Source organism: Mesorhizobium sp. M0491 (assembly GCF_040321265.1).
Lineage (GTDB): Bacteria > Pseudomonadota > Alphaproteobacteria > Rhizobiales > Rhizobiaceae > Mesorhizobium.
In genome coordinates this window covers 42,238-66,559 of sequence record NZ_JAMYRE010000031.1, presented here as the reverse complement: position 1 = coordinate 66,559, position 24,322 = coordinate 42,238, and the positions used below count along the sequence as shown (strand labels likewise).

Annotated in this window: 25 protein-coding genes, 1 tRNA gene and 1 pseudogene; 11 read left to right on the top strand and 16 right to left on the bottom strand. The window is 63.6% G+C overall.

What is annotated here, in order from left to right:
- Positions 1–134, top strand: a pseudogene (locus NKI69_RS30010) (IS110 family transposase); the annotation flags it as partial.
- A gap of 58 nt (positions 135–192) precedes the next feature.
- Here the strand turns inward: NKI69_RS30010 and NKI69_RS30005 are convergent.
- The 4 genes from NKI69_RS30005 to leuD all read right to left on the bottom strand — a co-directional run bounded on the left by NKI69_RS30005 (position 193) and on the right by leuD (position 2,872).
- Positions 193–543 carry a VOC family protein gene (locus NKI69_RS30005; protein ID WP_352555955.1) on the bottom strand — a complete coding sequence of 117 codons (351 nt, stop codon included), beginning with the start codon at positions 541–543 and terminating at the stop codon, positions 193–195.
- Positions 544–556: 13 nt separating this feature from the next.
- Positions 557–940, bottom strand: a complete 384-nt coding sequence (locus tag NKI69_RS30000) for a RidA family protein (RefSeq protein ID WP_352723110.1) — start codon at positions 938–940, stop codon at positions 557–559.
- A gap of 312 nt (positions 941–1,252) precedes the next feature.
- Entirely contained in the window at positions 1,253–2,182 is a 930-nt protein-coding gene (locus NKI69_RS29995) for an Ivy family c-type lysozyme inhibitor (protein WP_352723109.1), read from the bottom strand.
- Between the two features lie 84 nt (positions 2,183–2,266).
- On the bottom strand, positions 2,267–2,872 hold the full coding sequence (gene leuD / locus NKI69_RS29990) for a 3-isopropylmalate dehydratase small subunit (RefSeq protein WP_023810900.1): 606 nt from the start codon (positions 2,870–2,872) through the stop codon (positions 2,267–2,269).
- A 127-nt stretch (positions 2,873–2,999) separates the two neighbouring features.
- Here leuD and NKI69_RS29985 point away from each other — a divergent pair, with 127 nt between their 5' ends.
- Positions 3,000–3,425, top strand: coding sequence for a GNAT family N-acetyltransferase (locus NKI69_RS29985; protein WP_023810899.1), 426 nt, complete (start codon positions 3,000–3,002; stop codon positions 3,423–3,425).
- Between the two features lie 223 nt (positions 3,426–3,648).
- Here the strand turns inward: NKI69_RS29985 and NKI69_RS29980 are convergent, their stop codons facing one another.
- From NKI69_RS29980 to NKI69_RS29965, 4 genes are read right to left on the bottom strand one after another with little or no spacing between them, the layout of a single operon-like run.
- The gene (locus tag NKI69_RS29980) at positions 3,649–4,815 is read right to left on the bottom strand and encodes an NAD(P)/FAD-dependent oxidoreductase (protein WP_352612523.1); all 1,167 of its coding nucleotides are present in this window, start codon (positions 4,813–4,815) and stop codon (positions 3,649–3,651) included.
- Between the two features lie 29 nt (positions 4,816–4,844).
- Positions 4,845–6,446: an ATP-binding protein gene (locus NKI69_RS29975; protein WP_352723106.1), complete on the bottom strand. Its 1,602-nt coding sequence runs from the start codon at positions 6,444–6,446 to the stop codon at positions 4,845–4,847.
- Positions 6,437–7,129, bottom strand: a complete 693-nt coding sequence (locus NKI69_RS29970; protein WP_023810896.1) for a response regulator transcription factor — start codon at positions 7,127–7,129, stop codon at positions 6,437–6,439. Before NKI69_RS29970 ends, NKI69_RS29975 begins: the two co-directional genes overlap by 10 nt.
- A 3-nt stretch (positions 7,130–7,132) precedes the next feature.
- Positions 7,133–8,671 (bottom strand): DUF4153 domain-containing protein, encoded by a 1,539-nt coding sequence (locus tag NKI69_RS29965; protein WP_352723105.1) that lies wholly within the window; start codon positions 8,669–8,671, stop codon positions 7,133–7,135.
- A gap of 453 nt (positions 8,672–9,124) precedes the next feature.
- On the opposite strand from NKI69_RS29965, the gene NKI69_RS29960 reads away from it, so the two are divergent.
- A complete protein-coding gene (locus NKI69_RS29960; RefSeq protein ID WP_352723104.1) occupies positions 9,125–10,015 on the top strand; it encodes an HpcH/HpaI aldolase/citrate lyase family protein in 891 nt (296 codons plus the stop codon).
- 51 nt (positions 10,016–10,066) lie between these two features.
- Positions 10,067–10,273 (top strand): DUF1737 domain-containing protein, encoded by a 207-nt coding sequence (locus NKI69_RS29955; protein WP_013528780.1) that lies wholly within the window; start codon positions 10,067–10,069, stop codon positions 10,271–10,273.
- Here the strand turns inward: NKI69_RS29955 and NKI69_RS29950 are convergent.
- On the bottom strand, positions 10,260–10,928 hold the full coding sequence (locus NKI69_RS29950) for a hypothetical protein (protein ID WP_352723103.1): 669 nt from the start codon (positions 10,926–10,928) through the stop codon (positions 10,260–10,262). The two genes, NKI69_RS29955 and NKI69_RS29950, sit on opposite strands and share 14 nt — an antisense overlap.
- Positions 10,929–11,103: 175 nt before the next feature.
- Between NKI69_RS29950 and NKI69_RS29945 the strand changes: the two genes are divergently transcribed.
- On the top strand, positions 11,104–11,790 hold the full coding sequence (locus NKI69_RS29945) for a TetR/AcrR family transcriptional regulator (protein ID WP_352723102.1): 687 nt from the start codon (positions 11,104–11,106) through the stop codon (positions 11,788–11,790).
- A gap of 31 nt (positions 11,791–11,821) precedes the next feature.
- Here NKI69_RS29945 and NKI69_RS29940 read toward each other — a convergent pair whose 3' ends face one another.
- Positions 11,822–12,244, bottom strand: coding sequence for a metallopeptidase family protein (locus NKI69_RS29940; RefSeq protein ID WP_023763026.1), 423 nt, complete (start codon positions 12,242–12,244; stop codon positions 11,822–11,824).
- Between the two features lie 183 nt (positions 12,245–12,427).
- Here NKI69_RS29940 and NKI69_RS29935 point away from each other — a divergent pair, with 183 nt between their 5' ends.
- Genes NKI69_RS29935 through NKI69_RS29925 form a run of 3 tightly spaced genes read left to right on the top strand, consistent with a single transcriptional unit; the run spans position 12,428 to position 18,244 of the window.
- The gene (locus tag NKI69_RS29935; RefSeq protein WP_023810892.1) at positions 12,428–13,480 is read left to right on the top strand and encodes an ImuA family protein; all 1,053 of its coding nucleotides are present in this window, start codon (positions 12,428–12,430) and stop codon (positions 13,478–13,480) included.
- Positions 13,422–14,897: a DUF6504 family protein gene (locus NKI69_RS29930; protein WP_352723101.1), complete on the top strand. Its 1,476-nt coding sequence runs from the start codon at positions 13,422–13,424 to the stop codon at positions 14,895–14,897. Before NKI69_RS29935 ends, NKI69_RS29930 begins: the two co-directional genes overlap by 59 nt.
- Positions 14,894–18,244, top strand: coding sequence for an error-prone DNA polymerase (locus NKI69_RS29925; RefSeq protein WP_352723100.1), 3,351 nt, complete (start codon positions 14,894–14,896; stop codon positions 18,242–18,244). The genes NKI69_RS29930 and NKI69_RS29925 overlap by 4 nt, the downstream gene beginning before the upstream one ends.
- Positions 18,245–18,468: 224 nt before the next feature.
- Here the strand turns inward: NKI69_RS29925 and NKI69_RS29920 are convergent, their stop codons facing one another.
- The 4 genes from NKI69_RS29920 to NKI69_RS29905 all read right to left on the bottom strand — a co-directional run bounded on the left by NKI69_RS29920 (position 18,469) and on the right by NKI69_RS29905 (position 21,075).
- On the bottom strand, positions 18,469–18,708 hold the full coding sequence (locus tag NKI69_RS29920) for a Trm112 family protein (protein ID WP_023810889.1): 240 nt from the start codon (positions 18,706–18,708) through the stop codon (positions 18,469–18,471).
- A 9-nt stretch (positions 18,709–18,717) separates the two neighbouring features.
- Positions 18,718–19,389: an LON peptidase substrate-binding domain-containing protein gene (locus NKI69_RS29915; RefSeq protein WP_023810888.1), complete on the bottom strand. Its 672-nt coding sequence runs from the start codon at positions 19,387–19,389 to the stop codon at positions 18,718–18,720.
- 103 nt (positions 19,390–19,492) lie between these two features.
- Positions 19,493–20,494, bottom strand: a complete 1,002-nt coding sequence (gene trxA, locus NKI69_RS29910; protein ID WP_023810887.1) for a thioredoxin — start codon at positions 20,492–20,494, stop codon at positions 19,493–19,495.
- A gap of 83 nt (positions 20,495–20,577) precedes the next feature.
- Positions 20,578–21,075, bottom strand: coding sequence for a prolyl-tRNA synthetase associated domain-containing protein (locus tag NKI69_RS29905; protein ID WP_023810886.1), 498 nt, complete (start codon positions 21,073–21,075; stop codon positions 20,578–20,580).
- 246 nt (positions 21,076–21,321) lie between these two features.
- Here NKI69_RS29905 and NKI69_RS29900 point away from each other — a divergent pair.
- Both NKI69_RS29900 and NKI69_RS29895 read left to right on the top strand, forming a co-directional pair.
- Positions 21,322–21,396: transfer RNA gene (locus NKI69_RS29900), tRNA-Gly, on the top strand.
- 176 nt (positions 21,397–21,572) lie between these two features.
- Positions 21,573–22,136, top strand: a complete 564-nt coding sequence (locus NKI69_RS29895; RefSeq protein WP_023810885.1) for a type 1 glutamine amidotransferase domain-containing protein — start codon at positions 21,573–21,575, stop codon at positions 22,134–22,136.
- Between the two features lie 61 nt (positions 22,137–22,197).
- On the opposite strand, the gene NKI69_RS29890 is transcribed toward NKI69_RS29895, so the two are convergent.
- Positions 22,198–22,989, bottom strand: a complete 792-nt coding sequence (locus NKI69_RS29890; protein WP_023810884.1) for a SapC family protein — start codon at positions 22,987–22,989, stop codon at positions 22,198–22,200.
- Between the two features lie 266 nt (positions 22,990–23,255).
- Between NKI69_RS29890 and NKI69_RS29885 the strand changes: the two genes are divergently transcribed.
- Positions 23,256–23,621 carry a DUF6916 family protein gene (locus tag NKI69_RS29885; protein ID WP_245273203.1) on the top strand — a complete coding sequence of 122 codons (366 nt, stop codon included), beginning with the start codon at positions 23,256–23,258 and terminating at the stop codon, positions 23,619–23,621.
- Between the two features lie 106 nt (positions 23,622–23,727).
- Here the strand turns inward: NKI69_RS29885 and NKI69_RS29880 are convergent, their stop codons facing one another.
- Positions 23,728–24,321: a GNAT family N-acetyltransferase gene (locus NKI69_RS29880; RefSeq protein WP_023810882.1), complete on the bottom strand. Its 594-nt coding sequence runs from the start codon at positions 24,319–24,321 to the stop codon at positions 23,728–23,730.
- Position 24,322 lies beyond the last annotated feature (1 nt).

The following is a 24,322-nucleotide window of genomic DNA, read 5'->3' as shown; positions in this document are numbered from 1 at the left end:
AAGCTTTCGCTCAACGGTTGCAACAGGCGGGAAAGCCAAAAATGCTCATCCGCATCGCACTCGCCAGAAAACTCCTGGTCATCCTTAATGCAAAAGCACGCGATGCGCGCAACGAGTTCGTAATTGCAACTTGACACCCCAGATAGTCGCTCTCCCCCACTTTCGTGGGGGCGAGGAACCCAGGCTAAACCTTCACCGATGCGAGAGAATGTTGACCAGCCGGCCGAACGGATCGCGGACATAGAAGCGGCGCACGCCCCACGGTTCGTCGGCCGGTCCGTATTCGATGGCGAAGCCCGCCGTCTTCATGGCGCCGAGCGCCGCATCGACATCATCGACCTCGATCGAAAGATCCGGCACCGGCGTTTCGGAGCCGCCTTGCGCCATGAAACTGACCTGGACATCCATCTTTGCTTGCGAGCCGTAGGTGGCGATCCAGCCAAGGTCCATAAGCACATCGAGGCCGAGGACATCCTGATAGAAACGCTTGGCCGCAGTGGCATCCGATGTCTCGATATTGGCAACGATGCGCCGGACTTTCATCGTCGGTCGCCTTTCAAGCCGTGCGCCGCAGCGCCGTTACCTCGATCTCGATCTTCATTTCCGGTTTGTTGAGCTGGCAGACGATCATCGTCGCCGCCGGCCTGATATCGCCGAACGTCTCGCCCAGAATCGGGAAGACGATGTCCACGAAGGCCTGGTCGGTGATGTAGTAATGCGCCCGCACCACGTCGGCCATGTCGAAACCGCCATCCTGCAGCGCCTTGGCAATCGTCGCCAGGCAATTGCGCGTCTGCGCCTCCACCGGCTCCGGCATCGTCATCGTCGCATAGTCGTAACCGGTCGTTCCGGAGACGAAACACCAGTCGCCCTGCACCACGGCGCGCGAATAGCCGGCGGTCTTTTCGAAGGGGGAACCGGTGGAGATGAGTTTTCGCATGGGGTTCTCGTGAGTTGTGGTGGGCCATTTTGCAGGGAAAGGGCAGATCTGACCATGGGTCAACGCAGAGCGACTGGCGCTGCAAAGGCATTTTTATGTCGGCGGGACAGCACCCCCCTCTGGCCTGCCGGCCATCTCCCCCGCAAGGAGGGAGATCGGATGTCTCGAATGCTTTCGCCAGTTACAAACGGTGCAGAGATAGGCAGAGCGGCCAAGCTGCCGATCTCCCCCCTTGCGGGGGAGATGCCCGGCAGGGCAGAGGGGGGTGTGAAGGATCGCGGCGAAACAGTTTTTGGTTCACCGCCGAAATGCCTAGTTCGCAGACCCCAGCGCCTTGTCCAACGCCGCCTTCACATCGGCCGGCCATGTCGCCACATCAGGCCACGCCTGCGGCTTGCCATTGTCGCCGCGGCGCGCAAAATAGAGCCTTTGCTTGGCCGGGTCGACCGCCATGAAGCCGTCATTGCCGCCGCAATCATGCGGCACGCAGCCGCTGGCGTAGAAGGCGCCCGAAGCGGTCTTTTCCGTGCCGCCGCCGACCAGCAGGCTGGTCGCCATATCGGGCATGTCCTTGCCCAGCAGCTTTTCGGCTTCCTTGTAGACAGCCTCATTGTGGAAAGCGTCGATGATGTTCTGGTACTTTTCCGGATCGATGTCTTTCCAGTCCGTGCCGGGTTCCGGCATGTAGGTCAGATTGCCCGAAATCGTCAGCCCATCGGTCGGCGACCATTGCAAAGCCGGTTTCTCATCCCCCGGCAACAGATACGGCACGAAATAGATGGCATTGTCGGACACCGCCGAGGGCGGGGCGCCGCACTGGTCCTGCTCGACCATTGTGCTCTGGATCGTGCCACCTTCCGGTTTCCAGACGATCACCGTCGCCGGCCCGCATTGGTTGCCGCCGTCGCCGACATCGAACAGCGCCACCTTGACGCCGCCGACTTCCACGATTCTGTCAAAGAAGACGTCATAGTTCGTGGCCAGCTGCTGGCCGTCATAGGCAAGCACCTTCTCGCCATACTGTTCCTTCTGGGTGATGGTCAGCGTGCCGCCTTCGAAAGGGACGGGCGCCTGCTTGTCGTCATCGGCAGCGTCGGCGGCGTTCGTCCCCTGATCGGCGGACGGCTGGTCCGTCGCCGGGGCCGGCTGGGTGGCGGGTGCCTGTGTCTGCGCAAACGCGCTCACGGTTTGCCCCAGCAACAAGGCCAGCCCGCAAACGCCGGCAAGAAGCAAACGTGTCATGACTGTCCCTCCACTCAGTCGCAACGAACCCGGCGCAACGAAGGCCTGAAAAGCGACCGGGCCTCCGCCTGGAGTGTGTACCGCTCAGGCCCAGGGGCGCTGTTCGGCGTTTCGCTTCTCGAACGAGGCGATGGCGCCGGCCTTCTCCATGGTCAGGCCGATGTCGTCGAGCCCGTTGAGCAGGCAGTGGCGCTTGAAGTCGTCGAGGTCGAAGGTCACGACACCGCCGTCGGGACCACGGATTTCCTTGGCTTCGAGGTCGACCGACACGGTGGCATTGGAGCCGCGCGAGGCGTCGTCCATCAGCTTCTCGAGATCCTCGGGGCTGACGGTGATCGGCAGGATGCCGTTCTTGAAGCAGTTGTTGTAGAAAATGTCGGCGAACGAGGTCGAGATGACGCAGCGAATGCCGAAGTCGAGCAGCGCCCATGGTGCGTGCTCGCGGCTGGAACCGCAGCCGAAATTATCGCCGGCGACCAGGATCTGCGCCTTGCGGTAGGCCGGCTTGTTGAGCACGAAATCCGGGTTTTCCGAGCCATCGTCCTTGTAGCGCATTTCGGCGAACAGGCCGGTGCCGAGCCCGGTGCGCTTGATCGTCTTGAGGTAATCCTTCGGGATGATCATGTCGGTGTCGACATTGACGATCGGCATCGGAGCGGCGACGCCGGTGAGCTTGGTGAACTTTTCCATGGCTTTTGCCCGTGTTTTCGTTGCGGGGGAATTTGCTGACGCCGGTTTACACAAAGCCGGCGGCAAATAAAAGGCAACTGTTCGTGCATGGTGGCACAAGCCAGCCCGATGGTGCAGTCTGACGGCCATGGCAGAAAACGCACACGTCCTCTATAACAGCGAAGCCGCGCTCGACATCGCCGAATTCCGGCGCGTGCTGGTCGAATCCGGCCTCGGCGAGACACGACCGGTCGATGATGAAGCACGGCTGCGGGCGATGCTGTCGGGCGCCAACCTGGTGCTGACCGCGCGCCTCGACGTCGAGGGCAAGCCGCTGATCGGCGTTATCAGGGCGATCACCGACTTCTCCTGGGTCTGCTACATCTCCGAACTCGCCGTTTCCCGATCGGCGCAGGGGCTCGGCATAGGCAAGGGCCTGATGGACGAGGCGCGGCGGCAGCTTGGACCATCGGTCGCCATCAGCCTGATCTCCATGCCCGACGCCGTCGGCTTCTACGAACGTATCGGCATGAAGCGCATGGCGGATGCCTTCTGGTTCGACCGCAAGGGCTGACGTGCGGTCACCTGACTTGCAACGGCTAGCGGGACAGCACCCCCCTCTGTCCTGCCGGACATCTCCCCCGCAAGGGGGGAGATTGAGCGCTCAACCGCTTTCGCCAATTCCTGCGTCGCAGGAAAGAGCAAGGCGCTGAAGCTGCCGATCTCCCTTCTTGCGGGGGAGATGGCCGGCAGGCCAGAGGGGGGAACTCGACAGAACGGCGGTCTGCGCTGATCGCTCAAATCACATTCAATTCCCGGAACGCCCTTCCCTCCGCCACCCGCTCATACCCAAACGCCGAGCAGTCCACCGTGCGGTAGCCACCATGCACGATCAGTTCGGCCAGCGCCTTGCCGACCGCCGGCGCCTGCTGCAGGCCGTGGCCGGAGAATCCGTTGGCGAAGATGAAATTGCCGACTTCGGGATGCGGACCGATCACCGCGTTCTGGTCGAGCGTGTTGTAGTCGTAGTGGCCGGCCCAGGCGCGGGTCGGCTTGATTGCCTCGAAGGCGGGAATGCGGGTCGCCAGCACCGGCCAGATTACCTCTTCGAACAGCGGCCAGCTTACCTCGAAGTCACCGGGATCGGGTGCGCGGTCGCCTTCCTCCGGTTCGGCGCCGCCGGTGAGGTAGACCGAGCCTTCCGGACGAACATAGATGCCGGAGGGATCGACCAGCAGCGGCATGTCGGCATATTTCTCGCGCGCCTCGAAGACGAAGACATTGCGCTTGCGCGGCTCGACCGGGAGTTCAAGCCCGGCCATGGCAGCCACCTTGCCGGCGTTCGGGCCGGCGGCGTTGACGACGATGCCGGCCTTCAGCGTCTCGCCATTGCCGAGGCTCACTCCCGTGACGCGGTTGCCATCGCGCGCGATGCTGGTGACATCGGCGGCGATGAAATCGACTTTCTTCTGCCGCAGCGCCTTGCGGAACAGCGTCAGCATCGCATGCGCGTCGAACCAGCCTTCGCCGGTGCGGCCATAGGCGCCGGCTGAAATGCCCTCGGTCGACAGCCACGGGAACCGGCGCGTAAGCTGGTCGGCATCCTCGAGCACGATGTCGGCGCCCTCCGCGATCTGCGCCTCGTGATTGCTCTTGAGGATCGGCAAGCCGTCCTCGCCGGCAAGGATGAGGTAGCCGCCCTCGCGAAAGCCGATATCGGCATCATCCCCGAACTCTTCCTTCAGCCGCCGGAACAGTTTTAGCGTGAACTGCGACAGGCGGATGTTTTCCGGGATCGAGAATTGCTGGCGGATCGAAGCCATGGACAGCGTCGTTGCCGCATGCGCGAATTGCGGATCACGCTCGACCAGCGCGATCGTGCCGGAAAACCCTTGCTCACGCAGGTAATAGGCGACCGAGGAGCCGACGATGGCTCCACCGATGATGACGATGTCGTAGCGCATTTTTTCTCCGATCCGGCCGATGGTGTCCGTCACGCCACCGGCACAATGATCTCGAAGCGCGTGCCGCGTTCGCTGTCAACCAGCGCGATCATACCATCATGCGCTTTCAGGAGGGCCAGCACGATGCCGAGCCCCATGCCGGTGCCGCCCTGTTCGCGCCGCGTGGTGAAGAACGGCTCGAAAATGCGCGCCCGATTGCTCGGCGAAATGCCGGCGCCGTCGTCGCTGACCAGGATGCTCGCCTTGCCGTCGGCGCTCGTAGCGGAGACAGAAACCGCCGTCGCGCCGTGCCTGGCCGAATTGTCGATGAGATTGGCCAGCACGATAGCCGCGTTCTCGGCCGATATGCGCAATCTGATGTCGCCGCCGGCTCCGACGCAAACCGCCAGCCTGTTGTCGACGGGCAGCAGCGCCAGCGCCGCACCGATCGATGTGCTTTCGCCGCTCGGCGCCAGGTTTTCGGCACGCGCTAGGTCGAGCAGACGGCGAACCAGCAGATTGAGTCGCCCGGCGTCGGTGACGATATTGTCGGAAAAGCACCGCCGCTCCGTATCGTCCATAGCGCCACCGGAATCGCGCAGCAGTTCGGCCGCGCCCTGGATCGCTGTCAGCGGCGATTTGAGCTCGTGCGAGACATGGGTGGCGAAAGTCTGGATGCTGTCCGACCGCGCCTGAAGCTTCTCGGCCATGTCGAGGAAGGCTGCGGACAGCTCCGCCATCTCTCGCGTGCCGTGATGGTCGAGCGGCCGGATCGCCGCGCGGTCGCCGGCGGCTATGCGCTCGGTTCGGTCGATCAGCGCATAGATCGGCCGGCTGACGGTACGCAGGAAAACCATGCCGATGAGCAGCGTGCCGCCGATTATAGCAATCGCCGCCAACGTCACCTTGCCGCGTTCGCCATAGAGATGCTTGATGATGTTGTTGGGCGTCCGCGACACATAGACGACGCCGGCGACCTTGCCATCGACGGCGACCGGCAGGGCGACGAAGACACGCACCTTGGTGCCGCGGCTGACCGAATAGAGCGGTGGCGTCGGCTGGTCGGGAATGCGCAGCCTGAGCGCGCTGGCATAGTGACCGGCAAGCGCTGTGCGCACCTCCTCGGCCGCACCGAGCGACTGGCCGACCTCGCCACGACCGGCGATGACGACGCCCCGGGGATCGAGCAGCCGGAAGCCGGCCAGCGTGGTTTTCTGCGTGGCGTCGAGAATACCGGACAGACGGGTACCGATCGCGGCAAAGGTGGGATCGACGATCGCAGGCATCGCCGCCGGCCGGGTCGGCAGCACATAATCCGAGGCAAGATCGAGTTGCGGCTCGATTGGCCTGTAGAGCGGGTCCGGATTGACGCTTCGGCTTGAATCCCCGCTTGGCCTCGGCATCGGCGCGCCGAGCTTGTCCGCCGCAATACCGACGTCACGCACATCCTGCGCATAGATGGCGGCGATTGCCGCCCCTTGCGCGATCAGCTCCGCTTCGGTCTGGCGGATCAGCTGGTTCTCGTAGAGGCGGAAGAAGAACAAGCCGACCAATGGCAGGGCCATCACCATGATCAGGATGGCGACGACGACCGTGGCAAGCCGTGGCCGCCATTTGCGGCCGACCCATTTGCCGGAAGTCGTCAGCCGCATCGGCCGAGCCGGAAGCCGACGCCATGCACCGTCTCGATAACATCCAGGCAACCCACTGCTGCCAGCTTGGCGCGGATGTTGCGGATATGGCTGTCGACGGTGCGGCCGGCGACATGGATGTTGCCGGCATAGGCACTGGCCATCACCGCGTCTCGGTCGAGCACATGCGCCGGCCGCGCCAGGAACCCCTTCAGGATCGAGAACTCTATTCCTGTCAACGATAGCGCCTTGCCGTCGAAGCTGGCAGCGTGACTGGCCGGCGCCAGAGCCAGTTTGCCATGCGAAAACTGCCTGTTGTCGACCGGTTCGGGCGCCGCCGGGCGGGCGCGCCGCAGGATGACGTTGACGCGGGCGACCAGCTCGCGCGGGCTGAATGGTTTCGTTACATAGTCGTCGCCGCCCATTTCGAGCCCGAGGATGCGGTCGATCTCCTCGTCGCGCGCGGACAGGAACAGCACCGGCACATCGGATGTGTGCCGCAGTCGCCGGCAGACCTCCAGCCCGTCCATCTCCGGCATGCCGATGTCGAGCACGACAAGATCCGGCGCCCGGCGTCCGATCGCTTGCAGGGCGGCGGCACCGTCGGCCACCCCTGTCGTTTTCATGCCGGCCTTTTCCAGCGCAAAGCAGATCACTTCGCGGATGTGCGGGTCATCGTCGGCGACGAGGATGTGATGCGGCATGGATCAGCGGCCCGGCATGGAAGGTTCGATAGCGGAGGGAATCACGAACGGCCCCTTGGTGTCGAGATATCGAAGCAGCCGCCAGTCGCGAAAGCTCCAGGCCCGCCAGTTCTGCTGGATAGTTCGATACCAGATTTCATCACTGCCGCGCACGCCAGCCAGTTCGCGGTCCGTGCCGGCGGCCGCCGTCTTGCCCTGCTGCTCGAGGAACCGATCGAGTGCGGGAAACGCGCCCGGACCGAGCGAGTGAAGATACCAGGCGTCTAGGGGAATGCCCTGGCCGGTCATTTCGAGGGAATGGTCGACATTGTAGTTGGCGATCGTCGCTGCAAAATTGATGAAACAGCCGGCATAAAGCGCCAGAGATAACGTCAGAAGATTGGCGGACAGCAGCCATTCGTTGGATTTTCCCAGTGCGATGCGGGCGATGATCAGGGCAAGCCCCGATGCGACCAGCCCCATCCAGACGAAGGCGGCGACGCGCCAATAGGTCAGCGCATAGATGCCGACATAGAGGTCGAGCCGCAGGATCGACGAAATGACCAGCATGATGTTCTGCGCCACCCAGGCATAGACCAGCCGGCGGATGAGCGGATCGGCCGAGGTCTCGCTGCCTGGCCGCAGCGCCGCCAGCACGAAGCCGGCGGCAAGCAGCGCGGTGACGATCAAGGGATAGGCGCCACGATGCGCGTAGGCCGCGTAGCTCAGCCCGTCCGGAAGGGCCGCCCCGCCCCACAGATAGGTGGCGTCGAGCGCCGTCTGCAGCGCAAACAGGACGTTGAAGATGATCAGGGCGCGCAGGATGGCGGCCTTGCCGAATAGGATGTCTTCGATGGTGGTGACGGTTTTGTCGGCTTGAGCGCTGACGGCCGGCGCCGCGTGCGGGATGCGACGAACCAGGCGCGGCAGGCGCGGCCGCAGAAAAGCCCAGACAGCAGCTAGCACGAACAGCCAGAAGGCAATCCGCGCCAGCTGGATAAGATCGAGCAGCCTCACGAGGTCGATCAGCGACAGCCAGTAGTCGATCACCGGGTTGGCGGCGCCGAACAGCGCCAGGAAGACCGCGCCCAGCGTCAGCGGCATCACCCAGACAGCGATCGCCGCCAGCCGGATGCGCCGTCGGCCGAACCGGCGCGCCGTCTTGCGCCAGCGGATGAAATCATTGGCGAAGCGGAACGGCGCCGCCAGCCCGAACAGCGCGATCTGGCCGGCAATGCGGGCGATGCTGTGCCGCAGCCGCCCGCTCAGCGAAAGCGCAAAGACGGTCAGCGCCGCCAGCGCGATCGAAACCGACAGGGTGCTGACGTTTTCAGCCAGCGGCAGCAGCGCGACAAGCAAGGCGGCGGGCTTGAGCCAGACCCTGCCGTCGCTGAAGGCCGCGGGATGCACGGCGACCACCGCGGCGGCAATCAGGGTGGCAAACAGGAAAACCGTGATGCCGGCGGGTTGGCCATAAAAGAGAGAATCCGCAAGTGCTGCCAGCAGGATGGCGACACCGAAGCGGCTGCAATAGCTCGGCGCGGCGGTGAAGAAGGATATCATGACCTGGCCTTCCTGATGGCGTCCGGCCGGATTGCCGGCGGGGTTCTGCGGACAAAGGGAATGAGGATCGCCGTGGCGTTCGCGCGCGGCGATCGGCCAGCCACCAGCCTTCGCTGCGCAGCCGGTGAGGCAGGAACCAATTGGGTTTTGCTCGCTTTTGCATGCCGCCTGTTTGTCAGGCCGACGGGGAAAGGGTGGGGCGGATGCGAGGAGGTTTTCCGCAGGCATGTGCAGTTTTCGTGCAGGGTCGGGACGCCGAGCGTCTACCTCCCCCTTGTGGGGAGGTCGGACCGCAGGTCCGGGTGGGGGTCCGGCGGCGCGGGGGGCGGGGCGCCCGGGCGCGGCGCCGCGCCCCCACCCAGCTGCTTCGCAGCGACCCTCCCCACAAGGGGGAGGGTGGGCGCACAGCCCTGCGCGCTTGCCTCCAACAACCGCAGGCGGCATAGATCACCCATGGAAACCTATCGCCCGCGCCGCTCCGTGCTCTACATCCCGGCCTCCAACGACAAGGCCTTGGCCAAGATCGCGCAGCTTGCCTGCGACGCAGTCATCATCGACCTGGAAGACGCCGTCGCTCCGGCCGACAAGATCACTGCCCGCGAAAAACTGGCCAGCATTTTCGCCGGCCATCCCGTTGCCAGCCATATTGGCAGACGCTGCGAGATGATCGTCCGCATCAATGCGATATCAAGCGAATGGGGCGCCGACGACCTGCTGGCTGCCGCAAGCTGCGAACCCGACGGCATCCTTCTGCCCAAGGTCGACACGCCGCGCGACCTGCTCGAGGCCGGCGATGTGCTCGACGACAATTTTGCTCCCGACAGCGTGAAAATATGGGCGATGATCGAGACGCCCAAGGCGCTGCTCAACATCGGCGCCATCGCCGAGCTTAGCCGTGATCCGGCCTCTCGGCTCAATTGTTTCGTTGCCGGAACGAATGATCTGGTCAAGGAGACCGGCATTCTGGCAACGCCTGATCGACGCTACCTCGTGCCATGGCTGATGCAGATGGTGCTGGCCGCGCGCGCCGGCGGCATCGACATGCTCGACGGCGTCTCCAACGATTTTCGTGACCTCGACGCTTTCACACATGAATGCGCGGAAGCCGCAGCCATGGGGTTCGACGGCAAGAGCCTTATCCACCCGGCCCAGATCGAAGCCGCGAACCGAGCCTTTGCGCCGTCCATGGAAGCGGTGGCCGAGGCGCGCTCGGTGAAGGAAGCCTTCGCGCTGCCGGAAAATGCCGGCAAGGGCGTGATCGCGCTGAACGGCAGGATGGTCGAGCGGCTGCACTTGGCGCAGGCCGAAAAACTGCTGGCGAAGGCAGCCGCCATCGGGTCATAAATGCTCGATGGATGCGGGCGAGCTATAGCTACTCACGACAGGAATTGAACAATGAAACTCTACCGCTTTCTGTCCGCTCCGGACGATGCCAGCTTCTGCCACAAGGTGACGGCGGCGCTGAACAAGGGCTGGCACCTGTTCGGCTCGCCGACTTATGCCTACGACAAGAAGGCCAAAGCGATGCGTTGCGGCCAGGCCGTGGTCAAGGATATAGACGGCCAGGAATACGGACCCGATACGAAGCTCAGCGACTGGTAGGCTCCGCTCGCATCCACAGCCAGCCGGCCAGCCAGGCGATGGCTGCCGCAAGCGTCACCAGGCCCAGGTCAAGAGCCCACTCCGGCACGAACGCACGGAGCGCGATAGGCGCCGCGCCAATGAAATAGAGGGCGAGCGGAATGCGCGGCACGCCTCTTGCAACGACAAGAGAGATTACAAACGCCAGCGTCCCAAGCAGAAAAAGAACCGAACTGGCGACCAGAGCCAGCCCGAGAGGGCCAGCGCGCAGATCGATGATGGTTGTCAGCGGAAGTTTCGAAAATACGAGATTGATCACCACTTCCACACCGACCAAACTTGCCAGTGCAACGAAGTTGATGACAAACGCGATGGTGCCGAACAGGCCCGCGCGCCGGCCAAACGCAAGAAACAGGCCGACGACAAGACCAAGCGCCAATATCTCGGCGACCGGTGCGAGAAGTTGCGTCAGATCGGTGGTCGCGATGAGCGCGCTGCGTTTGGCTGCGTTGACCAGAAGAATGAGCGCGCTTCCCACCCCGGCGACGGCGGCAAGCCGATAGAGCGGAGTGCTCGACTGGATAGTGGAATTTTCCTTGCGCTGAGGTTCTTCGGCTGAACTCCTCAGCGAAATGAGCGATTGCGGACGGCGGGGTTCGGCGGTTCTGGCAAGCATCTTCGTTTCCTCATCCGGGAAAACGGGAGCCGCGAAGACCGCAGGCCTGTTCCGATCCCATCTGTAATCACTGCTTACATGCTCTTGCCTGCATTGTAAACAGTGATTACATAAATCGCGGATCGTGCTACAGATGCGTGAAGCAGGCCTCCGGAACGAAAACGAAGGAGAAGAGATGGCAAACGCCAAGACGCCTCACCGCACCGGCTACCACCATGGCCATTTGCGGGACACGTTGATCGATGCTGCAATTCAACTTGTCGAGGAAGGCGGCCCCGACAATGTAAGCGTGCGCGAAGCCGCAAAGCGGGCCGGCGTTTCCCCCGGCGCCCCCTTCCGGCATTTTCAGTCGAAAACAGCGCTGCTGACCGCGGTCGCCGAACAGGCCATGAACCGGCTGACAGAGGCCGTTGCCAATGCACTTTCAGCAGTCGACAGCGCGGATCCCATCGTGGCCTTCGAAGCAATCGGACAAGGCTATCTGGAATGGGCGATCGCCAATCCCACGCATTTCCAGATCATCAGTTCCCGAACCCTGATTGATTTCGACGCGTCGGACAGTCTTCGCGGTCAGAATGAGGCCATTCGCCGGAAGATGATCGACCTGCTGACCCAAGCGCAACACCAGGGTCAACTGGCTGCGAACGCGGATTTCGATCATCTGGTTCTTGCCGCTCGTGCCTTTGTCTATGGGTTGGCACGAATGGTGGTTGATGGTCATTTTCCGGAGTGGCATCCGTCCGAGCCGCCATCGCTCGCCGTGCGCAAGGCGCTGCATCTTTTCATCAGCCGAATGACCAACCTATCTGAAGCGGGATCCCAGAAACCCTTGCCGCCGCTGGGTTGTGGACCGACTGGATAGGAATGGACATTTCACGCGACGCAGGAACCAGCTATTCCGCCGCCTCTTCGATCTTCTCCATATCATCGTCCGACAGGCCGAAATGGTGGCCGATCTCGTGGATCAGCACGTGGGTGACGATGTCGCCCAGCGTCTCTTCGTTCTCGGACCAGTAGTCGAGGATGGCGCGGCGATAGAGCGTGATCCGGTTTGGGCCTTCGCCGGTCTGCGGGTTCCAGCGCTCGGCGATGCCGCGTCCCTCGAACAGACCGAGCAGGTCGAACGGCGTTTCTAGCGACAGATCGTCCATGATCTCGTCGGTCGGGAATTCGGCGATCTGGATAACGATCTCGCCGGTCAGCTTGCGAAAATCCTCCGGCAGATGGGCGTACGCCTCCAGCGCCAGGAACTCCATTTCGTCCATCGAGGGCGAGAGTTCGTCGTGCCAGGTGCGGGTCTTGTAGATGCGGGCCATGCTTTGTCCTTTGATCCCGGCATATAGGCTTTCGCACCGTAATCGGCAAATGACACGGGCCGATGCGCCTGCGCCATCCGCGCGGAGAGGAATAAATTCCCCATGTGTCTGCTTGACTCTTGGGATGCGCTCTGGAATCTATAGGGAACATAACAGGAACAATGTGAGTGGAAGCTGACCGTCATGGCGATGACCGCCGTGGCGCGGGAGACTGTTTTTGCCCTGCGCCGCCAGATCGCGAAAATCGAGGGAACGCTGCCCGAGCGCTTGGCTGCGCCGGCCGCCGCGCCCTTTGATGCCGACGTCAACACCGATCTCACAATCGTCCGGCGTGGCATTGCCGCGGCGTTGCCGGATGCGTTCCTGCCTATTGGCGTCGAGCGCCTCGACGCCGCCCTGAGCGGCGGCCTGCCGAAGGCCGCCCTGAGCGAAATCCATGGCACGCAAACCCGCGATGCCGGGGCCGTCGCCGGCTTCGCTTTGTCGCTCACAAGCCTGATCCTCAAGCAAACGCCGGGGCTGCCGGTGCTGTGGATCGGCACATCGGAGATCTTTCGCGAGGCCGGCTTTCCCTATGCCAGGGGGCTTCACGCCTCGTTCGGCATCGAGCCGGAGCAATTGCTGTTTTCCGAGGCACCGAGACTTGTCGATGCGCTGTGGGTCGCCGAGGAGGCGGCCCGGATGACGGCGCTCGCCGCGGTCATCCTCGAAATTCGCGGCAATCCGCAGCGGCTTGACCTGACCGCGACACGCCGGCTGCATGCAAGGGCGCAAGCGGCCGGCCGCCCGGTGTTCCTGCTGCGGCAGGCGGCCGAGCCCGAACCGACGGCGGCACCCGTCCGCCTCATCGTCACGTCGGCACCGGCGGTGCCGCGCGACACCATCGCCGGGCCGCTGGCCGGCTCGATCGGCCGCCCGGCCTTCACCCTCACCATCGGCAAGAGCCGCACGGCCCTGCCTGGACAATTCACACTGGAGTGGAATCCCGATGAATGCGCATTCGACGAAAGAGCGGGCGACGAAAGAGCGGGCGACGAAGGAGCAGGTGGGGGAAGAAACCGGCCAAAGAATCCTGTCCCTGTGGTTTCCCTATCTGGCGGCGGAAAGGGTCCTGCGCCAGCGTCTGGGGCGGTCCTGGCGTTCCCGGCCGTCGGATCACCCATCTCACCCGCCGCTCGTGATCAGCCATCGCGACCGCAACGCACAGCGCATCTCGGCCCTCGACGAGCGGGCTGAGGCGCTGCACCTGAAGCGCGACATGGGCATCGCCGATGCGCGCGCCATGCATCCGTCGATCGACATCGTCGAGGCCGATCCGGAAGCCGACCGCCGCCTGCTCGAAGGCCTTGCCGACTGGTGCGACCGCTACACCCCGCTGGTGGCGCTGGATGGCGCGGACGGCCTGTTTCTCGACGTCACCGGCTGCACCCATCTGTTCGGCGGCGAACGTGCCATGCTGGACGACATCCTGTCGCGCTTCTTCCATCAGGGTTTCGATGTCCGTGCCGGGCTTGCCGCGACGCCGGGCGCGGCCTGGGCGGCGGCACGGTTTTGCGGCGACCGCATCGTTGTGTCAGGCGAGGAGGAAGCGCTGCTGGCACCCCTGCCGCTGGCCGCGCTGCGCATCGAACCGGCGACCCGCACCAGCCTGGAAAGCGTCGGCCTGCGCACGGCGGGCGCCGTCATGGCGGCACCGCGCGCGCCGCTCGCCCGCCGCTTTGGCACCTTGCTGCTCCTGCGCCTCGATCAGGCGCTTGGCCGCCTCGACGAGGCAGTCTCGCCGCGCCTTCCCGTCGCGCCGCTTTCGGTCGAACGCCACCTCGCCGAACCCGTCACCCTGACCGAGGACATCGAACGGCTGGTGGGCATGCTGGCGGCGACCTTGAAAACCGATCTCGAGCGCCGCGGCGAGGGTGCCAGGACACTGGCGCTGCTGCTCTTTCGCGTCGACGGCGCCGTCAGCCGCATCGCCCTCGGCACCTCGCGGCCGATGCGCGAACCCATGCTGATCCAGAAACTGTTCCATGAAAGGTTGGCCGCGCTCGAACAGGATATCGATGCCGGCTATGGTTTCGATCTGGTGCGGCTCTCGGTGTTGGCGGCAGCCACCTTCGACATGCAGCAGGCCGATCTGACTGGCGAAACGACCGACGACGGTGCCGATATCGCGCTGTTCGCCGACCGCATCCGCGCCCGGCTCGGCGAGGGGGCGGTTCTCCGGCCGGTCGCGGTCGAAAGCCATCTGCCGGAGCGTGCCGTCGCGACGATCCCCTTCACCGAAGCGCCGCGCCGGACCACGCCGCCGAAGAAGCCGGACAGGCTGCAGGCGCCACAAACCATTTTTCCGCCGGAACGGCCGATCCGGCTGTTCCGCTCGCCCGAACCCATCGATGTGCCGGCCACTGAAATGCCGGAAGGACCACCGCTGCACTTCCGCTGGCGGCGCGCGCTCTACCGGGTCACGCGCGCCGAAGGGCCGGAACGCATCGCCGCCGAATGGTGGCGCGAGGCAGCGAGCGATCCGATCACGTCAACCCGCGACTATTTCCGTATCGAGGACGCCGATGGTCGCCGCTATTGGCTTTACCGGCAAGGTCTTTACGGCAACACGCAGGTGCCGCCGCGCTGGTTCATGCATGGTGTCTTCGCATGAACGCGCTGACCGTCATTCCCTTTGCCGAGTTCGGCATCCAGTCGAATTTCTCCTTCCTGCGCGGCGCCTCCAAGCCGGAGGAGCTGGTGGTCGCGGCCAAGCTCCTGGGCTTCTCGGCGATCGGGCTTGCCGACCGCAACACGGTGGCCGGCGTGGTGCGCGCCTGGCAGCAGGCCAAGGTCGAAAAACTCTCCTATCATCCCGGCTGCCGGCTGGTTTTTGGCGACGGCACGCCGGACATCCTCGCCTATCCCCAGGACCGCAAGGGCTGGGGGCATCTGTGCCGCATGCTCACCCAGGCCAATCTGCGCGACGAGAACGAAAAGGGCGCCACCCTTCTCCAGCGCAGCGACCTGCTCGAATGGGGGGATCTGATGTCGCTGGCAGTCCTGCCCGGTCTGTCGGCGGGGGCGCAGGACGGTCTCGCCTTGCTTCGGCTGCTCAAGGATCGTTTCGGCAGAAATCTCCGTCTGGCCGTTTCGCCCGACTACGCCGGCAATGACCGTTTCCGCATCGAGCAGGCCGCGGCTCTTGCCGAGAGCGTCGGTATTCCGCTGATGGCGACCAACGACGTTCTCTATCACACCGCCGAACGGCGCCCGCTGCAGGACGTGCTGACCGCGATCCGCCTCAACACCCCCGTCGCCGAGGTCGGGCTGCAACTCACCGCCAATGCCGAGCGCCATCTGAAGCCACCGATGGAGATGGCGCGCCTGTTCCGCAGGCATCCGCAAGCATTGGCCGAGACCTTGCGGTTTGCCGAAAGCCTGGGTTTTTCCCTTGAGGAGCTGAAGCACAACTATCCAGAGGAGACGACTGAGGCAGGCGTCGACCCTCAGACGGAACTGGAGAGATTGACTTGGGAGGGCGCCAGGAAACGTTACCCCGAGGGCATCCCTGACAAAGTGGAAGGACTCATCCGGCACGAACTCGAAATTGTCGGTCAGAAGAAATACGCCCGTTATTTTCTCACCGTTCGCGACATCGTTCGGTTCGCGCGTTCGGAAGAGGTCGGCATTCTGTGTCAGGGTCGCGGCTCCGCCGCAAACTCCGTCATCTGCTATTGTCTGGAGATTACGGAGGTAGATCCTGGCCTTCTGGACGTTCTTTTCGAGCGCTTTGTTTCGACGGAGCGCGACGAACCTCCAGACATCGATGTCGACTTCGAACATGAGAGGCGTGATGAGGTCATCGCCTATATCTACAATAAATACAGCGCCAAACGCACAGCCTTGGCCGCAGCCGTCATCAGCTATCGCGGCCGTTCGGCGCTACGCGAAGTGGCTAAGGCAATGGGCCTGTCGGAAGATGTCAGAAGCGCTTTGGCGAGCACGATCTGGGGTTGGTCGACCTCCGAACTTGGCGAGAAGGAGGCTCACGCTGGCGGCATCAACCGCACCGACCCGCTGGCAAAACTGGTGATCGAACGCTCCAACGATATCATGGGCTTTCCCCGTCATCTGTCGCAACATGTCGGCGGCTTCGTCATCACCAAAGACCGGCTCGATGAGATCGTGCCCATCGTCAAGACGGCGATGGACGAACGCAAGATGGTCGAATGGGATAAGGATGACCTGGATAATGTCGGCATCCTCAAAGTCGATGTGCTGGCGCTTGGCATGCTGTCTTGCCTGAGGCGTGCTTTCGATCTGCTGGAAACCCACTACGGAGTAAGGGACAAGTATGACCGGCGGCTGACCCTTGCGACAATTCCGCAAAAGGATAGCCGCGTTTACGACATGATCTGCCGTGCCGACACATTGGGCGTCTTTCAGATTGAATCGCGTGCCCAGATGTCGATGCTGCCGCGTCTCAGGCCCCGCACATTCTATGATCTGGCCATCGAAGTGGCGATCGTGCGACCCGGTCCTATCCAGGGCGATATGGTGCACCCCTACCTTCGTCGACGGCAGGGAAAGGAGAAGGTCGAGTATCCGAGCAAGGAACTTCAAGCCATTCTGGAGCGAACTCTCGGTGTGCCGTTGTTTCAAGAGCAGGCAATGAAGATCGCGATCGATGCCGGGGGCTTCTCGCCTGGTGAGGCGGATAAGCTAAGACGCGCTATGGCCACCTTTAAGCGCAGTGGCATGATCAAAAACTATGAAACGCTGATGGTCGAAGGGATGGTCAAGAAAGGCTATCAACGAGACTTCGCCGAGCGCTGTTTCAAGCAGATCGAGGGCTTTGGCGAATATGGCTTTCCCGAAAGCCATGCCGCTTCCTTCGCCCTGCTCGTCTATGCCTCCTGCTGGTTCAAGACCTTCTATCCCGACGTGTTCTGCGCCGCGATCCTGAATTCACAGCCGATGGGGTTTTACCAGCCGGCCCAGTTGGTGCGCGACGCAAGCGACCATGGCGTCGACATCCGCGACGTCGACGTCAATTTTTCGGTGTGGGATTGTACGCTGGAAAAGGCGCCGTTCGATCCGGCCCGTATCCTCCCGCGCCATGCCGAGATGCGCGGCGTCATCGAGACGAAGCATGCCGTCCGGCTCGGCTTCCGCCAGATCAAGGGCCTGTCGAAGGAGCGCATGGCGGCCTTCGTCGAACGGCGCGGCTCAGGCTACGGATCCGTCCGGGATGTCTGGCTGCGCTCCGGCCTCGATGTCGGCGAGATCGAAAAACTGGCGCAGGCCGATGCCTTCCGCTCGCTTGGTCTTGATCGTCGCGAAGCGTTGTGGGCGGTGCGCGCGCTCGACGGCAAGAGCGCCGCCGAAAGGCTGCCGCTGTTCGACCAGCCGGCGCTTCGCCTGCGCGAGCTGGAGCCCGAGACGAAGCTGCCGAAAATGCCGCTCGGCGAGCATGTCATCCATGATTACCGCGCGCTCGGCCTGTCGCTGAAGGCGCATCCGGTCGCCTTCCTGCGCGAGCGGCTCGACCGCGCCGGCGTCATCCCCAATGCGAACCTGCCTTCCGTGCGCGATGGCAGGCGCGTCTCCGTCGCCGGCCTCGTGCTGGTGCGGCAGCGTCCCGGCAAGGGCAACGCGATCTTCCTGACGCTGGAGGACGACAAGGCGGTGGCCAACGTCATCTTCTGGCAAAGAACCTTCGACCGTTACCGACCCATCGTCATGGGTGCCCGTTTCGTCAAGGTCACCGGAAAATTGCAGTCTGAATCGGGCGTGGTCCACATCGTCGCCGAGAGGATCGAGGATCTGACGCCCTGGCTGACCGTACTTCTGGAGAAGGTCAGCGGGGCCGAACCAGCGGTTCCTCCGAGAGACCTCGCCAAGGAGCGTTCGGATCACTCCAGCCCCGCCGAACAAAGCGCACCGATCCGGCAGGATCTCGCAACGCTGTCGGAAGAAGCGGAAAGGGTCATGCCCAAGGGGCGGAATTTTCAGTAGTGTCAAAAACTTCGATGGCAGCGGGACAGCACCCCCCTCTGGCCTACCGGCCATCTCCCCCCCAAGGGGGGAGATTGGATGTAGTCTCGGCTTTCGCTAATCTCCACGGTTGCTGGAATGTGCGAAAGCGCCAAAGCTGGCAATCTCCCTCCTTGCGGGGAGATGGCCGGTAGGCCAGAGGGGGGTGCTGTCCCGCCCACCTCGCCAGCCTGTGGTGCAAGAACTCAGCCCGGCCCACCCAAGCGTGGCGGCGGCGGGGCGAGCACGTCCTCCACCGAAAGCGTCCGCGCCTCGGAGGGCAGCATGATCGGGATGCCGTCACGCACCGGATAGGCAATCTTGGCGACCCTGGAAATCAGTTCGCCGCGCTCTGGATCCCAGGCCAGCGGCCCCTTGGTCAGCGGGCAGGCCAGCAGCTCCAGCAGCTTGGGGTCGACCTTCCTCTCGTCACGTCCGTCCGCCATCGCGCCCTCTTACTGCAAACTCGAGCCAAAGTCCTCATTCTCGCGCGCCAGCGCCATTTCGGTGATGGCGATCAGCGTCTCCGCCCGGGTCTTCAGGTCGGCTGCTTCGAGCAGCGCCTGTTTCTCGGCCGGCCCGTAGGGCGCCATCATCGACAGCGCATTGACCAGCATGGCATTTTCGGCGCGGCTGACGCTTTCCCAGTCGGCCTCCAAATCGTTGGCCTGCAGATAGGCACGAAACGCCTTGAGCAGCGATGGCCGGTCGATCTCGTTGTCCGCCTGATCCTCGTCGAGATCGGCAAGGAAAGGCGCGGGCTTGCACTGGCGAAACGGCGTCTTGACCGTCAATTCGTGGGCGATGCGGAACCGGCACACGCCCTGCAGCGAAATTAGGTAGCGGCCGTCGCCACTCTCGGAAAAGGCGATGATGCGCCCGGCGCAACCGACATTGCAGAGCTCCGGCTCGCCATCGCCGCGCAAGGCGCCGTCGAGACTGGGCTGGATGACGCCGATGAGCCGCGAGCCGGCAATCGCCTCGTCCACCATCTGCAGATAGCGCGGCTCGAAGATGTTGAGCGGCATGCGCCCTCCCGGCAGCAAAAGCGCACCCTCGAGCGGAAAGATCGGGATCGTCGACGGCAAATCCTTGGCGAGCCGGTAATGCGCGTTTCCCGCTTGCACCATATTCCTCCGATCGCTTCACCAGAAGCGCGTCATGGCAGTTCTAATCTGGCGCAGTCATGGCCGACGCCAAGCCCGTGCGGCAAAACAACCGGCAAACGGCTCAGGAAAACAGCAATGCCGACAATTTGCGGCGCGCGGCAAGCGTTGCCTCGTCGGTCATGCCCCATGCCTCGAACAGCTGCAGCAATTGCGTCCTGGCGCCATCCTCGTTCCAGCTTCGGTCGGCCTTGATGATGGCCAGCAGATTGTCTGCGGCCGCAGTGCGGTCGCCGTTGGCGTTCTGGATCATGGCCAGATCGAAGCGCGCCTGGTGATCCCCAGGATTTTCCGCCAGCCGGCGCTCGAACTCGGCTGGATTGCCGAGAGCTGCCGCCTGCGCCGCAACCGCCATCCTGGCGCGCAGGGCTGCCAGTGGCGGCGCATCCTTCTTGGCCTCCGGGGCTGTTGCCAAAAGCGCCTCGGCGCCTTCCGTGTCGCCGGCGTCGAACAACAGTTCGCCCAGTCCGGCGATCGCCTCGATCGTCTCCGGCGCCTGCGCCAGGACGGCGTCATAAATGTCGGCCGCGGTCTGCATGTCGCCGGCCTCGCGCGCTTCGGTCGCCGCTGCCAAGGCTTCCGCCACCGGCGGCGCGCCATTGCCCTTGCCGCCGACCTTGGTGATGAATTCGTTGATCTGGCTCTCCGGGATGGCGCCCATGAAGCCATCGACCGGCTGGCCGTCCTTGAAGGCGATGACCGCCGGGATAGACTGGATGCCGAGCTGGCCGGCGATCGAGGGATGGTCGTCGATGTTCATCTTGACCAGCTTGACCCTGCCGCCGGCGGCCTTGACCGCCTTCTCCAACTGCGGCGTCAGCTGCTTGCAAGGCCCGCACCAGGGCGCCCAGAAATCGACCAGCACCGGCTGGCGGCGCGATTCCTGGATGACATCGGCGGCAAAGGCAGCCGTCGTCGTGTCCTTGATCACATCGGCGGGAGCGGCGGGCGCATCGCCAAGCGCGACTTTCGCCGGCGCCGGCGCCGCTCCACCATACTGCACCGAGGTGGTGTACTGGCCGCCATTACCGCCAAAGGAGCCGCCGAACGGATTGTTGTCGCTCATCTCTTTACCCTTCCGTGGCGCCGCCGGCCGGCGGCCAGGCGCCTATGCTTCAGACCATCTGACTCAAGCCATCCATGTGGCGATCACACGGAGACTTTCAAGATAGCAGCATCGTGCCCGGTTGCCTCGACGAATCTGATCAGGTCCCGCGCCGCGATCGATGTCGTCGCCTCATTGGTCAGCGGATGCCCATTGATCACCGCATGCTCCATCAAATCCTTGTCGAGCACGAGCTTGACCCTGTTTGCCGTGTCGTTGATGACGCCAAAGACCGTCACGGCGCCCGGTGTGACGCCGAGCAGCTCCATCAGCATCTCCGGCTTGCCGAAGGAGACCCGGCTGGCGGCGCCGATCACCTGGTGGATCTGCTTCAGGTCGACGACCGCGTCCTCGCCGACGGTGACCAGGAAGAAATTATCCTTCTTGTCCTTCAGGAACAGGTTCTTCGTGTGCCCGCCGGCGATTTCGCCGCGCAACGCCTGCGAATCCGCGACCGTGTAGAGCGGCGGATGGCGCTTCGTCGAGGCGGCAATCCCGAGTTCGGCGAGAAAGGCCATCAAATCGGCTTCGGTCTTCGGCATCGGTTTCGTTCCGTTTCTCAAGCCAGCCGTTTACGGCCAATGGGGCAGCCGACACAAGACCGTCATGCGACATCATGGTGAGCGGCACCGCCCTTCGCGCTGGCGCCCCCGCCGCCCGCCACTCACGCGCCCGCCGGCGGCTTGCCGGCCCCGCGCGGCGTGTCACAAAAAGCCTGCGATTTCCCTGTTGCAATCGCCGCGCTCTTCAGCCATATAGGCCCGGCTTGCGGCCAAGACGCCGTGCGAGCGGGTGTAGCTCAGGGGTAGAGCACAACCTTGCCAAGGTTGGGGTCGAGCGTTCGAATCGCTTCACCCGCTCCAGTTTCCTCCAGGGGACTAAGCATCGAAAAGCCGCGGAACTCCGCGGCTTTTTCGTTTTTGGGCTTGCCTGGCTAAGAGTTTCGGCGGAATTCCCCAGGAGTCACATAAAATTACAGCGAGGAACGGTTCCCGCCTCGCCTCGTTAGCGCTCCATCAACGCAACGATGGAGAAAGCCATGCAGGACATTTCCGGCAAGCACGTCGCTATCCTGGCGACGAACGGGTTCGAGCAATCCGAACTTGAGGTGCCGCTGAAGAAGCTGCGCGAGGCGGGCGCCAAGGTCGATGTCGTGTCGCTCGCAAGCGGCAAGATCAGAGGCTGGGATCTCAAGGACTGGGGCCGAGAAGTTCCCGTCGACAAGACTTTGGATGAGGCGCGAGCGGACGCCTATGACGCGATCGTCCTGCCCGGCGGGGTCATCAATCCCGATCTGCTGCGTGTCGAGCGAAAGGCCCTGGGCTTCATCGAATCGTTCTGGTCGGCCAAGAAGGTCGTCGGCGCGATCTGCCATGCGCCCTGGCTTCTCATCGAGACCGGCATCGTAAGGGGTCGCCGGGTCACATCTTACAAATCGATCAAGACCGATGTGATCAACGCCGGCGGTCTGTGGGAGGACAGCAAGGTCGTTACCGACCAGGGACTTGTCACCAGCCGCAACCCCGGCGATCTCGAGGCGTTCTGCGACAAGCTCGCCGAGGAGATCAGCGAAGGGCGGCACGACAGAAGGGTTGCTGCCTAGCCGGCTGTCCGCCCGGACGCATCGAGTGGAAGGTTACGCCGAGAAAACCGCACCGTTTTCCTCAGGCGCTCTTCGCCCCATCCGCCTTCCGCAGCGACGCCTGATGCACCAGCGAGGTCCAGCTGTTGGTCGAGGCGAGGTGGCAATAGAGCAGGCCGAGCGCGCCTGATTTGCGCAGGTCGAGAAACGCCTCGTCGCTCAATCTGTTGAAGGCCGGCTCGTCGATCACCTGGAAATCGGTGAGGTTGAGCACCTCGCCGCCTTCCAGCGTCACCTTGCTCTGGCGCGGTGAAAACAGGCTGTGTGCATCGATCTTTTCGACCATCTCGCGGGTGGCTCTGAAGTCGATCTGGAACTGGTTGCAGAAGGCGAGCGCCTGTTTGGTCGCTTCGGTCGGCTCGTTGCCGGTGAAGAACGGCAGGATCTTGTCATCGCGGGACGGCGCCGGCAACTGGTCGACGACCCGGTCGCTGGCCCGTTCGACGCACAGCGTCAGCCGGCCGGCCGATGTCGGGTCTTCGGCCAGGATGAAGGGATAGCGGCGGACATAGGCGGGGATGTAGTGCGGCGCGGTCCATTTGCCGTCGGCATCGACGAACAGGTTCTCGTTCTGGCGGACGCCGGTGATGATCACTGGCGACTTGGCCGGGCCGATAAAGACGATCGGGTAGGATCGCATCGCCGCCGGCATTTCCGACGCGACCACCGGAATGGCGTGCGCGGAGCGGGCGAAGCCGAAGTCGCTGCGCGCGGTCAGGCCAAGCGAGCCGTGCCGCGCCGGATTGAGCGCCTCGGGCCTCGAATAGAACAGCGGCAACGCATCGCCCGTCACGTTCGTCTTTGCATCCGCCATCATCCGTCTCCCGCACGCCCATCAGGCTGCCAATGGTCCCGAAGCCGGGATCTATGCTTGTTTGCGCTGCTCTTGGGTCGAAAGGAATCCCGCGCAGGAACAAAGTACTACAGCGTCTCTTGCGCGCATAAAAGGACAGGCGGTGCTGTATTTTGGGATGCGGCGGTCGATTGTCTTGGGGAACACGACCGCCGGCCTGCCCGCCTCTGGACAGCTTGCGGCGAAGCGGCGACAGTGCCTCCGCTGGAGCAAATTCCAGGAAAAGTGTGGAGCGGTTTTCCCTTGGCAATTGCGAAGAAACAAAAGCCGGATCAGCGATCCGGACGCTGAACCGCTCCAGCGGACAGATTGAGGGAAACGGAATGGCGTCGGTGTCGGATTTCGAGCAGGGACAAACCTTCACCGTCGAAGCCGGGGGCCGGCAGATCCCGCTCGAACTGAGCGCGGTCAAGCCCATCGCCGCCAGCCCGCGCCCGGGTGGCGGTTTCTCGCTGCTGTTCAAAGGCCCGCGCGATATCGCGCTGCCGCAGGCGACCTATCTTTTCACGGGGGAAAGCGGCAGCCACGAGATCTTCATCGTGCCGGTCGCCGCCGATGCGGCCGGGCGGCTGTACGAGGCGGTGTTCAACTAGAGGCTTGACGCAGGGAGGGTCTGATCGCTTCGAAATTAGCTGAAGCCTCTCCTCTTCGTTCGTCATCCTAGGGTCTGCGCCGCGTCGCTCCGCTCCTTGCTCCGCCCTAGGATGACGAAGCTGGTGAGAGCCGCCGCTTGCGATGCTCGCCGTCACATACCAGCCCCGCCGCCCCCGGCGCACAGTCCATCAGGTCATAAACGCCCTTGTCCTCGACGACCGCGAAGCCCAGCGCGGCATAAAGCCGTCTCGCCGGATTGTGCTTCTCGACATGGATCGATGCTGATTTGCCGGCTAACCATGCCTCGTCGATGAGGTCACAGAGCAGTGCGGTGCCGTAGCCCTTGCGGCGATGATGCGGCAGGAAGGCAATGTCGATGATGCGGTGCTGGCTTGGCCAGCGCTCGACATAGAGGCGGCCGATGTCTTCGCTATCGCGTTCCACCACCAGCCAGTCGGCCTCGGGATAGTGTTTTCGGTAATGCGCATGCTGGGCCTGGAACTGCATGCCGAGGAATTCGGCCTTCTGCGCCTCGCTCCACGACGTCACTGCGAGTTCTTCGAAGCGGGTCGAGGCATAGAGCCGCGACAGGAACGGCAAATCCGCTTCCGTCGCAGCGCGGAAGCCGAGCCCGGCCGTGTCAGACCGGGGCCAGACCGGACGGGCCTGCTTCGCTTGCGCCACGCTGGCGTAAATCAAC

Coding starts and splice junctions, on each gene's coding strand:
- NKI69_RS30005 (WP_352555955.1), bottom strand. CDS start 543: ATGAAAGTCCGGCGCATCGTTGCCAATATCGAGACATCGGATGCCACT.
- NKI69_RS30000 (WP_352723110.1), bottom strand. CDS start 940: ATGCGAAAACTCATCTCCACCGGTTCCCCCTTCGAAAAGACCGCCGGC.
- NKI69_RS29995 (WP_352723109.1), bottom strand. CDS start 2,182: ATGACACGTTTGCTTCTTGCCGGCGTTTGCGGGCTGGCCTTGTTGCTG.
- leuD (WP_023810900.1), bottom strand. CDS start 2,872: ATGGAAAAGTTCACCAAGCTCACCGGCGTCGCCGCTCCGATGCCGATC.
- NKI69_RS29985 (WP_023810899.1), top strand. CDS start 3,000: ATGGCAGAAAACGCACACGTCCTCTATAACAGCGAAGCCGCGCTCGAC.
- NKI69_RS29980 (WP_352612523.1), bottom strand. CDS start 4,815: ATGCGCTACGACATCGTCATCATCGGTGGAGCCATCGTCGGCTCCTCG.
- NKI69_RS29975 (WP_352723106.1), bottom strand. CDS start 6,446: ATGCGGCTGACGACTTCCGGCAAATGGGTCGGCCGCAAATGGCGGCCA.
- NKI69_RS29970 (WP_023810896.1), bottom strand. CDS start 7,129: ATGCCGCATCACATCCTCGTCGCCGACGATGACCCGCACATCCGCGAA.
- NKI69_RS29965 (WP_352723105.1), bottom strand. CDS start 8,671: ATGATATCCTTCTTCACCGCCGCGCCGAGCTATTGCAGCCGCTTCGGT.
- NKI69_RS29960 (WP_352723104.1), top strand. CDS start 9,125: ATGGAAACCTATCGCCCGCGCCGCTCCGTGCTCTACATCCCGGCCTCC.
- NKI69_RS29955 (WP_013528780.1), top strand. CDS start 10,067: ATGAAACTCTACCGCTTTCTGTCCGCTCCGGACGATGCCAGCTTCTGC.
- NKI69_RS29950 (WP_352723103.1), bottom strand. CDS start 10,928: ATGCTTGCCAGAACCGCCGAACCCCGCCGTCCGCAATCGCTCATTTCG.
- NKI69_RS29945 (WP_352723102.1), top strand. CDS start 11,104: ATGGCAAACGCCAAGACGCCTCACCGCACCGGCTACCACCATGGCCAT.
- NKI69_RS29940 (WP_023763026.1), bottom strand. CDS start 12,244: ATGGCCCGCATCTACAAGACCCGCACCTGGCACGACGAACTCTCGCCC.
- NKI69_RS29935 (WP_023810892.1), top strand. CDS start 12,428: ATGGCGATGACCGCCGTGGCGCGGGAGACTGTTTTTGCCCTGCGCCGC.
- NKI69_RS29925 (WP_352723100.1), top strand. CDS start 14,894: ATGAACGCGCTGACCGTCATTCCCTTTGCCGAGTTCGGCATCCAGTCG.
- NKI69_RS29920 (WP_023810889.1), bottom strand. CDS start 18,708: ATGGCGGACGGACGTGACGAGAGGAAGGTCGACCCCAAGCTGCTGGAG.
- trxA (WP_023810887.1), bottom strand. CDS start 20,494: ATGAGCGACAACAATCCGTTCGGCGGCTCCTTTGGCGGTAATGGCGGC.
- NKI69_RS29905 (WP_023810886.1), bottom strand. CDS start 21,075: ATGCCGAAGACCGAAGCCGATTTGATGGCCTTTCTCGCCGAACTCGGG.
- NKI69_RS29895 (WP_023810885.1), top strand. CDS start 21,573: ATGCAGGACATTTCCGGCAAGCACGTCGCTATCCTGGCGACGAACGGG.
- NKI69_RS29890 (WP_023810884.1), bottom strand. CDS start 22,989: ATGGCGGATGCAAAGACGAACGTGACGGGCGATGCGTTGCCGCTGTTC.